Source organism: Streptomyces tuirus, assembly GCF_014701095.1.
GTDB classification, from domain to species: Bacteria; Actinomycetota; Actinomycetes; order Streptomycetales; family Streptomycetaceae; genus Streptomyces; species Streptomyces tuirus.
The window spans coordinates 4,398,201-4,411,726 of record NZ_AP023439.1 but is presented as its reverse complement, the minus strand read 5'-3'; the positions used below and the strand labels follow the sequence as shown (position 1 = coordinate 4,411,726).

Genomic DNA, 13,526 nt, shown 5'->3' with positions numbered 1-13,526 from the left:
CGGTTCACGGAAGTTCTGGAGTTGTGAAGGTCGCTCACCGCGAGCTCAGCGCGAGCTCACCGCAAGGCTCACGCACGGCTCACTGCACCTGGAACACCCGCATCGCCGCCGGAAAGATCAGGAACACCAGGAACCCGGCGCACAGCAGCAGCTGCGCGACGAGCATCGACTGGGACTTCTCGCCCGCGCTGCCCTCGATCTCGGCGAGTTCGCGGTGCCGCATGGTCTCGGCGCGGGAGGCGAGGGACTCGCGGACCTTGGCACCGTCGTCCGCGACCAGGGCCAGGGAGGCGGAGAGGTCCTTGAGTTCCTCGACGCCGATCTCCTCGCCCAGCGCGCCGAGTGCCTGCCACTGGCTGACGCCGGTGATGCGGGCGTCGGACAGGGCGTTGCGGATGCGCTGGTTGGCCCAGCCGTCGGAGATCTCGGCCGCCGCCATCAGCGCCTCGGGCAGACCGCGTCCGCCGGCGAGGCTCATCGACACCAGGTCGAGGTAGGCGCCGATCACACGCCGCAGGTCGCGCCGCTTCTCGGCGGCGTCGCGCCGTACCTCCAGGTCGGGCAGGAAGAAGAAGACGACCGCGAAGAGCAGGGCCAGCCAGACCGGGATGATCGGGCTGCGGCCGAAGCCCAGCGTGTAGACGATGGCGAACAGGAACGGGCCGAAGAACAGGCCGGCCACGCCCAGCAGCGCCTTCGTCGCCAGGAACTTCTCCCAGCTGCGGTCCAGCACCGCCAGGTCCGCGCGCAGCGAGCGCTGCTCCCATCCCTGCTGGAGGTAGAACTCCGAGACGCGCAGGCCGACTTCGGCCCGCAGCGCGCCCAGGCGCCCCTTCTCGCGCTCGGCGCGGGCCGACTCGTAGGCCGAGCCGCGGGCCCGCATCGCGTCGATCCGCGCGACCTGGGAGATCGCGCTGCGCTTGCTGGGCATCAGGGCGCGGACGAGGGCGTAGATGCCCAGGCCGATGACGGCGCCGACGACGAGCGGCATCGTGAGGTCCATCAGCGTGCCCCTTCTTCCTGCGGCATCCGCTGCTGGGACTGCGCGTGCGACGGCGTCCTGGGGCGGACGAACTGGACGGAGGCCTCGTCACGGACCAGGAAGCGCTCGGGCGTCTCGATGGTGGACAGCTTGCGCAGCCACCAGAAGCCGAGCGCGAACAGGCCGCAGACACAGGCCAGGACGAGCTGGCCGACGGCCGTTCCGTACGGCGCGACGAAGTCGCGGTTGAAGATCGACAGGCCGAGGACGAAGGCGATGGAGACCGCGACGACGATCTGCACGGACCTGCGGGTCGACGCGCGCTGGGCCATGACCCGCTGGCGCATGTCGACCTCCTCGCGGGCCGACTTGGCCAGGGCGCCGAGGACCTGGCGCAGACCCGGGCCGCGCAGGCGGGCGTTGAGGATGAGGGCCGCGACGATGATGTCGGCGGAGGCGTCGTCGATCTCGTCGGCGAGCTGCTGGAGCGCCTCGGGCAGCGGGGTGCGGGCGCGCAGCCGGTCGACGAGGGCGTCGAGGTGGGGCCGCAGGACGGGGGCCGCGGCGCGGGCGGAGGCCGGGATGGCCTGCTCCAGGCCCACGGCGCCGGCGATGGTGTCGCGCAGGGACTCCGTCCAGGAGGCCAGGGCCTCCACGCGGCGCATGGCGGCCCGTTCCTCACCGGCTCCGCCGAACAGGCGGTCCCAGAAGAAGACGAGGACACCGGCCGCGAGGCCAGCGACCGCCCAGCGGGTGAGGACGAGGACGACCAGGCCGACGATGGCGGCGAGCGAGCCGCGCCGGCCGGCGAAGCGGATCAGTTCGCTCGCCCGCTCGGCGGCCTTCTGCTTCTCGTGGTCGGGCTTAGCGGGCAGCCCCCGTACGGCGATGAGGAGGAGGGCGAGGCCGCCGCCGACGGCGACACCGCTCCCTATCGAGTACAGGACGGTGGTGGAGAACAGGCCGCCCATGGAGCCGAGCGAGCCGAGTGCCGCGAGGTTCGTGGTCATTCCCGGCTCACCCCCAGGTCCCGGTCGGCCGGTAGCCGTGTGCCATCAGTTCCTCCAGGCAGGCTATGGGGGCGTGCGGCACGATCCGGCCGTCGGGGGCCTCCGCGAACACCTCGCTGGACAGCACGCGTCCGTCGACGCCGTTGACCTCGCGGACGGAGGTGACCATGCGCTGGAGGCGGCCGCCGCTGCCGTAGTTGTTGCGCCGCTGGATGAAGACGACGAAGTTGACCGCGCCCGCGATCAGCATCTGGCTGGCCTCGATGGGCAGCCGTTCCGTGGCCTGCAGCGCGTAGGTGGAAATACGGTTGAAGACCTCGTGCGAGCTGTTGGCGTGGATCGTGGACAGGGAGCCGTCGTTGCCCTGCGACATGGCGTTGAGCATGGTGACGATCTCGTCGCCGAGGACCTCACCGACGATGACGCGGGAGGGGTTCATACGCAGCGAGCGTCGCACCAGTTCCGCCATCGAAATGGTGCCCTGGCCCTCGGAGTTGGGCAGGCGCTCCTCGAAGGCGACGACGTTGGGGTGCAGGTCGGGGAAGGTGTCGAGGCCCAGCTCCAGGGCCCGTTCGACGGTGATGAGGCGCTCGTGGGGCGGGATCTCGTTGGCGAGGGCGCGCAGGAGCGTGGTCTTTCCGGCGTTGGTGGCGCCGGCGATCATGATGTTCTTGCGGGCGCGGACCGCGCAGGCCATGAAGTGGGCGACCTCGGGCGACAGGGTGCCGTTGCCGACGAGGTCGGAGATAAACACCTTGCCCATGCGCGCGCGGCGGATGGACAGGGCGGGGCGCCGGGTGACGTCCATGACGGCCGACAGACGCGAGCCGTCGGGCAGGCGCAGGTCGAGCTGCGGGTTGGCCGAGTCGAAGGGCCGGGAGGACAGACCGGAGTACGCGCCGAGCACCTGGATGAGCTCGATGAGCTCCTCGTCGGTCTCGGCGACGGGGTCGCCCTGCACCTCGCGGCCGTCGGCGTACCCGATGAACACCTGGTCGCAGCCGTTGATGTCGATGTTCTCGACCTCGGGGTTGTCCAGCAGCGGCTGGAGCCGGCCGACGCCGAACAGCGCGGCGTGCACGGCTGCCGCGTACTGCTCCTCGGTCTCGGCGTCCAGCGGCGTACGGCCCGCGTTGATCTCGGCGCGGGCGTACTCCTCCAGGATCTGGGCTATGACGGCCCGGGCGTACTGCCGTTCGTCCTCCGTGGACATCGGGGTGACGCCCGCGACTTGGTCCTGCCGGCGCTGCTCGGCGATGCGGTCGCCGGCGTCCTGGCGGAACCGCTTGACCAACTGGTGGTCGACAGCGGTCATGCGCCGGCCCCCGCGTGGCCCTGCATCTGGCCCGGGGCGTGGTGGGCCTGGGGTGCCTGGTTGGCCTGGGCGGAGGCGGCCCAGGCGGCGCCGTACTGCTGGTAGAGGTCGGCGGCGACCTTGCGGGCCGAGCGGATCAGCAGCGACTTGTCGAGGCGGCCGCGCCTGCGGCCGGCCAGCTGGTCGGCGCCGGCCGGGTCGTCGGCGATGGTGCCGACCACGCGGGCACCGGTCTGGGCGTGCACGAGCATGTCGTTGACCTGCGAGGCGAGCTTGCCGGCCGTGCCGGTGTCGGCGATCAGGACGACACCGATCATCGGGGTGCCGAGGCTCGCGGCGCCGCGCGATCCGCCGTGCAGCTTGCCGGCGAGGGCGGCGGCGCGGTCACGGACGCGGGCGATGGCCTCCGGCTCGGTGCGCGAGACGAGCAGCACGAGCGCGGCGTGCGGGAACAGTTCCAGGGCCGGAGTGTCGCCACTGATGCGTCCGCAGTCGGCGATGACGTCGGCGGCGGCGTGCGGGGAGTCGGCGAGGGAGTGGAAGGCGTGCCCGAGGGTGGGCCACAACCCGGCGAGTCCGGCGGCCTGTTCGGCGATCCCGAGCCCGACGAGGACCTCGAGCCCGCCGCTCAGCGGCTGTACGTGGTCCCAGAGCTGGTCGGGTACGAGGCCGCGGCGCGCGGTGGCGGCGATGGACAGCATGCCGGTGTTGGGGTTGAGCGGTCCGCCGTGCGCGGCGGCACTGCGGTAGACGAGGTCACCGCCCGCCGGGTCGGCCTCGGCGAGCAGGACACGCCGCGGCCAGACCGCCGACAGTGCGACGGCCGCGGTGGTGACGCCGGGGGAACCCTTGTCGGCGGCGAGAGCGATGAGCGCCATGGGTCGAGTGCCGCCTTCTAGTTGCCGGAGGTGCCGGGGACCTTGACGAGAGCGACCTCGCCGTTGGAGGCGGCCTGGGCCAGGTCGGCGGCCTTGTCGCTGTCGACGGTCAGGGTGACCGCCAGGTTGGTGCTGCCGACGATTTCGTCGCCGCTGTCCTTCGGGCCCGGGACGTAGCTGACGCGGGCGTTGTCGGCGATGACGGAGTTGCTGGACGCCGACGACGAGGAGTTGCCGTTGCTGTTGCTGTTGGACGAGCCGGAGGCGGAGCTGACGCGGTAGGCCGCGACGGTGTCGCCCTGCTTGATGCCGGTCGGGTACTGGCCGGCCTTGAGGGACAGGCCCACGGTGGCCTTGCCGGCGGCGACACCCGCTTCGCTGCCGAACATCTCGCCGACGGCGACGACTCCGGCGGGGATGGCGTTGACGGCCTTCAGCTTCTTCAGCTCGTTGAACTGGGTCCACTCGACGTAGTGGATGCTGTCGTCCTTGGCGACCATGACGGAGGTCGTGTTCGACGAGTTCACCGACCCGCCCGCGGGGATCGCCTCCGTGACCTTGACCACCTCGATGCGGTCACCGGCCTGGAGCACCAGCATGGTCGCGCCCAGCGCACCCACCAGGATCAGCAGCACCGCGAGCGCGGCCAGTGCCGGTTTGCGCTCGCGAGGCGGGGTGGGAAGCCGGTCGCCGACCGACGGCTGAGCCGGCGCGGCAGGACGACCCGCGCCCGCCCCCGTACGCTCTTGGATCTTCACGCAACCGCTCCCCGTACACCCAAGAAGATGTCTGTCATGTGCCTTCAAATTCGGACACTTCACCCGCGTCGACCCGCACGAAGAAGTACGGGACGGGCCGGACTTACCCGCCCGACCTGGGCGAATGGCCCGCACTGGGGGTGAGTGTCAAGCCATCGCACCGTATCAGCCGCACATAAGCCCCTCAAGGCGCGTCCGGCCCCACGGGCCGCAGGGCACGGCCCGTTATCCATCTGCAACGTCGGCCCGGGTCAACCCGGCCGGGACCAGCCCCGGATGACAGCGCCCCCTGTGCGCCAGCGAATCGCCACGAACCTCAACGGCCTGCCCCGGGTAACCGGTTCGTCACCTGCCGGCCATCATGCCTGCACGATTCACTCACGAAGCGGGGCCGGGCAGCCCGCGCAGATGCCCTCGCGAGGGTGACGTCGACGCCCGCCGGTGCCACTCCTGGAGGGCACCGCCGGTCGGCGAGGGCGGCGAGGGCGGCGAGGGCGGCGACGAGCATCACCGCGGTCGCGTAAGCCGGTTCCATGGGATTGGACTGGATGTACACGTGGTTGTCCGCCCAGCCTTCCCCGACCCTGCCCGGGAGTGGGCCGTCCAGAGCGGTGCGGAAGTCCTCCGGGACATGGGCCGCGCTTCTGGTGCAACCGCAGGTCATCGCCTGCCAGTCGTGAGATCGGCAAGGCGGATGTCATGACCGAGTGTCGGCGCGAGTCCCTCGCCGCCGGACCGGCGGATGTGCTTCAGCGGGCCGGCCGCAACCGGCCGACCTGTAGCACTCGCGAAGCCCCGAGTAGAGTGCCGCGCGGACAGCGATCGGACCGCGGGGGGCTCACCGGTGAGAGCAGTCAGGACGAAACACGCCTGGGCAGGACGAACACGGGCCGGGCGCGACGGCCGCACCCGCGCCCTGCGACTGCTCCTCGTACTCTGCGCGTTGCCGGCCGTCTTCGCGACCGCCACCCCCGCCCATACGGCGGGCGCGGCTCCCCTCCCCCGCGCCGTGACCGCCACCCCGGCCTCCGCGGCGGACTCGGCGGACACGCCCCCCGTCACCCAGGCCGCCTACCTCGCCGACCGCCTCCGCGAGAACCCGGTTTACGTCACCGACCAACTCCCCCGCGAGCTGCCCCGATCCACCGCCCCCGACTTCGCGAGACTCGCCAAGAAGACCGGTGTCCCGACCTACGTCCTGGTCCTGCCCATGCTGAGCAGCATGGAAGGGGAACGGTTGCTCGGCGCCGTACACGACCGGCTCGGGCGCGACGGACTGTACGTCCTGATCGAGGGGACGGACGTCGCGCACGCCGCGGCCTACGGCGTCCGCGCCCCCGCTGACGCCGCCGTGACCGTCACGCTGCACGAACTCCCCTACGACGCGGGCGCATTGGCGGGCTTCGAGCGCTTCGTGGACGTCATCGCACAGGGCGAGGAGAAGGCCGCCGCCCGCGCCGAGGCCGCTCGCGGGAAGTACCGGGACGACGAGCCCGCCGAGATGTACATCGGCCCGTCCGACCGCCGCAACCAGTCGTTCCTCACGGGGATCCTGCTCACCGGCGTACCGCTGTCGATCCTGCTGCTCGCGGCCTACGCCAGACGCGGACGCAAGGGAAAGCCCGCTCTGCGCCTGATCGCCCCGGGCGCGGCGCTCCTGTCCGCCGCCGCGATCGCCCTCACCGCCCCCGTCGTCTTCGACGAGACCAGGTCGAGCGCGGCACGGCCCCCCACCCCCGCCGAACTGTCCGCCCGCGTGGAGCGGGTCGCGGCGGGGCTGAAACAGGACCCCGTCTACGCCGACCCGGAGAGCCCGCGCGTCCTCGACGCCCGGCAACTGGACCGGCTGCACGAGCGGGTCCGGGACTTCCGGCGCTCCGACGGCGGCGGCCCCGTGTACGTCTCCCTCGTGCCGCAGACCCCGGAGAGCGAATCGGCCGGTGACGCCGACCTGTTCGCCGCGGCGGTGCACGCCAAGGTGGGCGAGGACGGTGTGTACGTCGTGGCCGATCCGGACGACGGCACGATCGACGTCCTCAACCACGGCCTGCGCCTGGACTCCAACCACCTGTCCCTCGACCTGCCGGACTCCCTCACCCTGGGCGACCGCAGAGCGGACGAGGCCGACGACCACCTCCTCGGCGAGCGCCTCGACAAGCTGATGACCTTCCTCGACGAAACCCCGCGCACCGACCGGCCGCAGACCGAGCCCGCCCCGGCCCCCGCTCCCCGGGCCGCCGACGAGACCACCCTCCCGGCCCTGTACTCCACCGACTTCTGGCCCGGCCTGTTCGTGGGCGCCGTCGCGGCTCTCCTGCTGACGGGCGCCGCGGCCGGGGCGACCTGGATCGTCCGGGGCCTGCTGCGCCGTCGCTCGCCCGTGCCCGAGTCGTTCGACCGGATGCCGTTCACCGCCCCGACCGCACCGTCGACGTCGTACCTCCGGCGTACCGCGTACAACGAACTCACCGCTCTCAGCGCGCAGTTCACCGACCGGGAGGACCGCGCCCGCGACCGGGAGCGTCTCGACGCGGCCCTGCTCCTGGTCGACGGCGATCCCGGCCGCGCCCGGCGATCTGGGGCGGATCCCGCGACCCTGGTCGCCGTCATCGTGCTCGCCCGGGCGGGCCGGGCCGCCCTCACCGGACGGGCGTCGAAGCTGTGCTGCGGCGTCAACCCGCTGCACGGCCCCGCCGAGCACCGCCACCACGTCCGCGTCTCCGCCGACGGCAACCGCCGCCGCCTGCTCCCTGTCTGCGCGCCCTGCCGCGACACGGCCGTCGCCGAACCGGGCGCCGTCCACGGCCGGTTGCTCAGACTGCCCGACCCCGCCCTCGGCAACACCCGCTTCCCCTACTTCGACATCACCGGCAGCCCTCTGACCGCCGTACCCGACGGCATCGGCCGGCTCGTCGACAGGGTGAGGGGGGCCGCGGGTGTCCACTGAGGGCGGACCGCGGGTGTCCACTGAAGGCGGACCGCGGGTGTCCAATGAAGGCCGGACCGCAGGTGTCCACTGAGGAGCCTCCCCATCCCCACGCCCCCATGCCCCCATGCCCCCATGCCCCCATGCCCTGACCTTCGCTCGATCAGCGACCTAGGAGCCCCCCATGAAGCGCGCCGCCCTGGCCGTCGTCTCCGTCCTGTCCCTGACCTCCGCACTGACCGCCTGCTCGGGCGGTGAGGACACGCCCTCCGATGCGCGGACGACGCCGAAGGCCAAGCAGATCACCCCGGCGCAGCGGCTGGCGAAGGCCATCGTGACGGAGGACGACCTGCCGGGATACAACGTCTCCGAGCTGGAAGCCGAGTACGCCTTCGCCAAGTCCTCCGACGAGGTCACGGTCGACAAGCCCGGCTGCGCCCCGCTGGCCTACGCGATGAACCAACTCCCCCTCGGAGAACCGCGGGCCGACCTCACGCGCAGCGCCGGGGCGGGCTACGGCAAGGAGAGCATCTACATCACCCTCGCCTCCTACGAGCCGGCGGCCGAGGCCGAGTCGGTGCTGGCCGGGCTGGCGAAGGCCGTCCGGGAGTGCGGCGGCGGGTTCACCGCGAAGGCGGGCAAGAACAGCACGGCCTACGACTCGGTCACCGCAGAGAAGGGGACGGCGCCCGGTGCCGTGGCCTTCCGCGCGACGACGCCGTTCCGGGGTATCACCCACACGGTGCGCACCCAGGTCGTCCGCGACGGTGACGTGCTCGCCGTCTACTTCTCGGTGAACGGCTTCGCCATCGCCGACAGCAGGCGACCCAGCGACGCCAAGATGCCCGCGAAGGTGGTGACGGCGCAGAACTCCAAGCTCGCGCAGTGAACGCCCGTCGATCAGCCGGGCGGCCGGTCCTCGCGCAGGGCGTCGAACAGGGCGCGGGCCCGCCGGTCGTCCCACTTCACCGCGCTTCCCTTGGAGGTGCGCAGGTCCGGGTCGGCCACGGGGACGTTGAGCTGCCGGCCCCCGCGCCCCGTGGCCTCACGCAGAGCCTCGAAGAGCCCGACGAGATCCGGCAGTTCCGTGTCCTCGTCGACGATGAGCGTGTCGAGTCCCGCGTCCAGGGTCGGGAACGACTTCGACGGGTCGGCGAGGGTGGCCGGGGTGGCTGCCTTCCGGGCGAGGGCGGCAAGGAAACGCCGCTGGTTACGGGTGCGGCCCAGATCCCCCTGGGCCTCCTGCTTGCGCTGCCGTACGAAGGCCAGCGCCTCGGCGCCGTCGAGGGTCTGGCAGCCGGCGGGCAGGTCGGCGCCGGAGTCCTCGTCCCGGACGGCCTTGTCCAGGCACAGGTCGACACCGCCGACGGCGTCGACCACGCCCACGAAGCCGGCGAAGCCGATCTCCGCGTAATGGTCGACGCGCACGCCGGTGTTGCGTTCCACGGTCCGCACCAGCAGGTCGGGACCTCCCCGTGAGAACGCGGCGTTGAGCTTGTCCGGCGCGGCCCGGTAGCCGCGCCCGGTGCCAGGATCGACGTAGGACGGGAGGGTCACCCAGGAGTCGCGCGGCAGGCTGAGCATCGTGGCGCCGTTCGCGCCCGTGTGCAGCAGGATCACGGAGTCGGTGCGGCGGCCGTCGGCCGAGCCGGTGGTGAGGTCCTTCCGGTCCCGCTCCGACAGTCCCTCGCGGCTGTCGGAGCCGACGACCAGGTAGGTGGTGCCCTCTCCGGCCGGCACCCGGGCGCCGAGCGCGCCGAGGTCGACCTGCTGGTTGAGCCGGGTCCCGGCCCAGACGTACGTACCGGCGCCCGCGAGCAGCAGCAGGGACGTGAGGACGGCCGCCGTCCGCAGGAACCGCCGGCCCCTGCCCGCCCGGCGCCGCGGATTGCGGCTGCCGCGACCGCCGCCGGCGTGAGAGCCGCCGTCGTAGCGGGCGTGGGAGCCGCGGTCGTGGGGGGCGCGGGAGCCGGGGTCGTAGCGGCCGGTGGAGCCGCCGTCGTAGCGGCCGAAGGAGCCGCCCTCGTAGCGGCCGGGGGCGGCGAGCGAGGGCATGCCGGGCAGCGGGCGGTACGGGTGGAGGGCGGGGGCACCCGCGGGGCCGAGCGCGGGACCGGTCTCGGGTCGTCCTGCCCCGGCCGCTCGTCTCCCGGATGGTCGGTCCAGTCGCTCATGACGCCTCGAAGGTGCTGTGGGGGGGGCTCTCGGGTCAGCGCATCGGCACACCCCTATACGGAACGGGCCCACCGATCTGTTCAGCGGCCGTCCCGGACCGCTGCATCCGCTGCCACCGCAGCCGGCTGCCGAGCAGCAGCGCGACCAGCGACTGAATGACGACGAGATACATCAACTGCCGGTAGACGACGATCTGGAACGGCATCGACCACAGGGCCCGCACCGGCTCGCCGTCAAGTCTCAGCGCGTAGCCCGAGCAGACGATCTGCACGCCGAGGAACGCGAACCAGACCGCGGCGGACTCCCACGGGTCGCGGAACAGCACGCCGTAGAGGGCGTACACGTCGATGACGGGCGCGAGCAGCGGCAGCGCGACCTGGAACAGCGCGAGATACGTCAGCCCGCGCCGCCCGAACCGCCCGGCCGGGCCCCTGCCGACCAGAGCACCCCGGTGCTTCCACATCGCCTGCAGCGTGCCGTAGCACCACCGGTACCGCTGTCGCCACAACTGCCGGACGGTGGTGGGCACTTCGGTCCAGGCGACGGCGGACTCCTCGTACAGCACCCGCCAGCCGGACCGCCACAGGGCCATGGTCAGGTCGGTGTCCTCGGCGAGGGTGTCCTCGCTGACCCCGCCGACACCGAGCACGGCGTCCCGCCGGAACGCCCCGATGGCACCCGGCACGGTCGGCATGCACTCCAGCACCTCGAACATGCGGCGGTCGAGGTTGAAGCCGAAGACGTACTCCAGGTGCTGCCAACGGGCGAGCAGGCCGCGCCGGTTGCCGACCTTGGTGTTGCCGCTGACGGCACCCACGGCCGGGTGCGCGAGCGGCTGCACGATCCGCTCGATGGCGTCGGGTTCGAAGACGGTGTCGGCGTCCACCATCACCACGATGTCGTAACGGGCCTGCGCCATCCCGGTGTTGAGGGCGGCGGCCTTACCGGCATTGGCCTGCCGTACGACCTCGACCCGGGCGTCCCCCATGTTCGCGGCGATGTCGGCGGTCCGGTCGGTGGACCCGTCGTCGATGACGACGACCTGGAGTTCCCGGAGCCGGGAGTCGAGCAGGGACCGCAGGGTCGCCCCGATCCCGGCCTCCTCGTTGTACGCGGGGACGAGCACGGTGACCGGCCCGGACGTCTCCCCCATCCAAGGCGCCCCGGTCCGGAACCGCTCCAGCCGCCGCACATGGGCCCGGGCGAAGAGGGCGAGCAGCAACAGCCGCAGCACGCCGAGGCCACCGGCGACGCCGAGGATCCAGATCATGGCGGTGGAGAGGACCTGCCCGAGGCCGGTGATCCGGATCAGCCCTTGCCCGAGCCACCGCGTGACGAGGGACGACGGGGCGTCCGGGACGAGCTCGAGCCCGTCGGACACGGTCGTGAACCGTTCGACGCCGCGGTTCTTCAGCAGCCGGCGCGCCTCCTGATACGCGCTCTCCGTCTGGCTGAGCTGCCGGACGATGCCCCGCGCGGGGCTGCGGGACCCCTTGTCGGCGGCGACGAGCACATACCCGTACCCGGCGGCCCGCCGCGCTGCCTGCCACTCGCGCCCGCACAGGGTGTCCGGGCTGGTGGTGCGGGGCAGCCGCACCAGATGGGTCCGCCGGCCGGTGGCCCCGGCGAGGGCACTCTGGGTCATCTCGAGCTCCGCCCGGAAACGGGGCGCGGAGGACTCACCGAGCACGGCCCCGGTGTACGTGTGGGACCCGATCTCGTGCCCCTCGGCCCGGATCCGCCGGACCAACTCGGGGTGCCGGGCGGCCTGGGCCCCGTACACGAAGAAGGTCGCCCGCGCGTTGTTCCTGTGCAGCAGGTCGAGGATCCGGGGTGTCCACACGGGGTCGGGCCCGCCGTCGAAGGTGAGCGCGACGGTCCGCGCGGGCATCGACCCGGTGCGTATCCCGTCCCGGTTGATCCCGATCACGGGTCCGCCCCGGGCGACGGCGTCGGGCACGGGCTCCGTACAGGGCGACCGCGCCTTCGCGGCGTCGACCTCGTGCTGGGTCCAGCCCTGGAAGGTCAGCAGGGCTAGGAGGAGGGGGAGGGTGAGGGCGAGGAGAAGCCAGTGGGCTCGGGGGTCGCGGGGGTGTTTGTGGCGGGCTCGGGCCCGGGTCTTGGCATTGGCATTGGACGCGGCGGGGGTCAGGGGGCGTCACCGCCTCCGGACTCCGGCCATCGCCCGACTCCCGCTCCCTCCGCGGGCTGCCGTCTCCACACGCCGGCGTAGAACATGCTCCTGGCCACGGCTGCCGTATTCGCGGTGATGCTGCGGGAGTTACGCATGGGGCGCGATTGTAGTTTCGGAGACCGGGCCGTAGGGCCGGAACGGAGAGCGTCGTGGACGGACGGGGTGGATGCTCCCGAGCGCGGCGACGGGCAGCCCGGCCAGCGACGCACTGACACCGCTGGTCGGCGCTCAGCAAATGGGCCCCAGGTGTACCCCTTGCAGAAGGCGTACACCACTCGTGCCCTGGTGGTGCGGTCAGGCGGTTCGTCGCGACTGCAACACCGCGAGCGCCGCAAGCCTCGCTCAGCGCTCCGCGACGAAGGACCCCATGCCCCGCGTGGTGACGATCAGCCCCTCTTCCCTCAAAGCCGCGGTGGCCTTACGGACAGTCTCGCGAGCAACTCCGAACTCCTGCTCCAGCTTCACCTCGGAGATCAAGCCTCGCACCGGGTACTCGCCACTGGCGATGCGCTGCCGAACCACTTCGGCGATCTGCTGCCACTTTGGTCTGGTCGGGTCAAATTCGAACACAGGTGAACTGTACGTACGACCCTCCATCGAGTCATAGATGCCCCTCTGAGCCCATATGGGTAGACAGGCGCATACAGGTCGCCCTACGGTTTCTCACGACAGACCCCGGCGACGGATGCTGGCCGTCCCGGGGCATGGCCAACGCTGCAAGGAGCGTCGACATGCTGGACCTTATCGCCCGCACCCTCTCGTGGGCACTGAGCCTGTGCCCTCCACGGCCTCGCGGTCGTCACCGCCTCGGCTCGCTACCACCCCTGCGGATCATCCCCACCCCACCGCCCCCTCGCCGCTTCACCGAACGACTCGACGGCAACGCATCCCACCTCGTGCGCCCCTACGTTCTGGACCCGACCGAACTTCGCCGCCAAAGTGAACGCCGCAGAGCCGCCCACCTGACCACCTTCGGCATCGACACAGGGCCGAAGCGCCTACACAGCGTTCGAGTCCCGGCGGCCGCCCGATGACCCGTCCGGCCCTCCGAATGTGCGCTCGCTGCCAGCGCAACACGGACGAGCCGGTCCTGGTGCACCTGATCCACACCCCCACAGGCCCTGGCTTCAACGTGTACGCCTGCTCGGAGTGCGCCACCCACTACTCATCTCCGGCAGGCCCTCTCGGAATCCCCGCCCCGGCGGGTCACCGATCCCGCCTCACCATCCATGTCTACAAGATCAACGCAGAGGGCGCGGTGACCGAAGAGCGCGGCAAGGTCGAGTTC

The 13,526-nt window shown here is 71.8% G+C and carries 10 protein-coding genes; 2 read left to right on the top strand and 8 right to left on the bottom strand.

The annotated features are described in order from the left end of the window. Positions 1 to 79 precede the first annotated feature (79 nt). From IGS69_RS20355 to IGS69_RS20335, 5 genes are read right to left on the bottom strand one after another with little or no spacing between them, the layout of a single operon-like run. Complete coding sequence (locus tag IGS69_RS20355; RefSeq protein WP_190901890.1) at positions 80 to 1,003, bottom strand: type II secretion system F family protein; 924 nt, start codon at positions 1,001 to 1,003, stop codon at positions 80 to 82. Beyond that, on the bottom strand, positions 1,003 to 1,953 hold the full coding sequence (locus IGS69_RS20350; RefSeq protein WP_190904570.1) for a type II secretion system F family protein: 951 nt from the start codon (positions 1,951 to 1,953) through the stop codon (positions 1,003 to 1,005). Before IGS69_RS20350 ends, IGS69_RS20355 begins: the two co-directional genes overlap by 1 nt. Positions 1,954 to 1,999: 46 nt before the next feature. Continuing rightward, positions 2,000 to 3,307, bottom strand: coding sequence for a CpaF family protein (locus IGS69_RS20345; RefSeq protein WP_104787415.1), 1,308 nt, complete (start codon positions 3,305 to 3,307; stop codon positions 2,000 to 2,002). Further along, entirely contained in the window at positions 3,304 to 4,185 is an 882-nt protein-coding gene (locus IGS69_RS20340; RefSeq protein WP_190901881.1) for a hypothetical protein, read from the bottom strand. Before IGS69_RS20340 ends, IGS69_RS20345 begins: the two co-directional genes overlap by 4 nt. 17 nt (positions 4,186 to 4,202) lie before the next feature. Then, positions 4,203 to 4,943 (bottom strand): hypothetical protein, encoded by a 741-nt coding sequence (locus IGS69_RS20335; RefSeq protein ID WP_190901879.1) that lies wholly within the window; start codon positions 4,941 to 4,943, stop codon positions 4,203 to 4,205. 844 nt (positions 4,944 to 5,787) lie between these two features. Here IGS69_RS20335 and IGS69_RS20330 point away from each other — a divergent pair. Together IGS69_RS20330 and IGS69_RS20325 are read left to right on the top strand one after the other, a co-directional pair. Beyond that, entirely contained in the window at positions 5,788 to 7,890 is a 2,103-nt protein-coding gene (locus tag IGS69_RS20330) for a hypothetical protein (RefSeq protein WP_190901877.1), read from the top strand. Positions 7,891 to 8,053: 163 nt separating this feature from the next. Next, positions 8,054 to 8,758: a sensor domain-containing protein gene (locus IGS69_RS20325; protein ID WP_190901874.1), complete on the top strand. Its 705-nt coding sequence runs from the start codon at positions 8,054 to 8,056 to the stop codon at positions 8,756 to 8,758. A gap of 11 nt (positions 8,759 to 8,769) precedes the next feature. Here the strand turns inward: IGS69_RS20325 and IGS69_RS20320 are convergent, their stop codons facing one another. From IGS69_RS20320 to IGS69_RS20310, 3 genes are all read right to left on the bottom strand, one after another. After that, a complete protein-coding gene (locus IGS69_RS20320) occupies positions 8,770 to 9,924 on the bottom strand; it encodes an LCP family protein (RefSeq protein WP_190901872.1) in 1,155 nt (384 codons plus the stop codon). A 154-nt stretch (positions 9,925 to 10,078) separates the two neighbouring features. After that, a complete protein-coding gene (locus tag IGS69_RS20315) occupies positions 10,079 to 12,004 on the bottom strand; it encodes a glycosyltransferase (protein ID WP_190901870.1) in 1,926 nt (641 codons plus the stop codon). Between the two features lie 576 nt (positions 12,005 to 12,580). Continuing rightward, the gene (locus IGS69_RS20310; RefSeq protein WP_033309133.1) at positions 12,581 to 12,808 is read right to left on the bottom strand and encodes a GntR family transcriptional regulator; all 228 of its coding nucleotides are present in this window, start codon (positions 12,806 to 12,808) and stop codon (positions 12,581 to 12,583) included. Between the last annotated feature and the right edge of the window lie 718 nt (positions 12,809 to 13,526).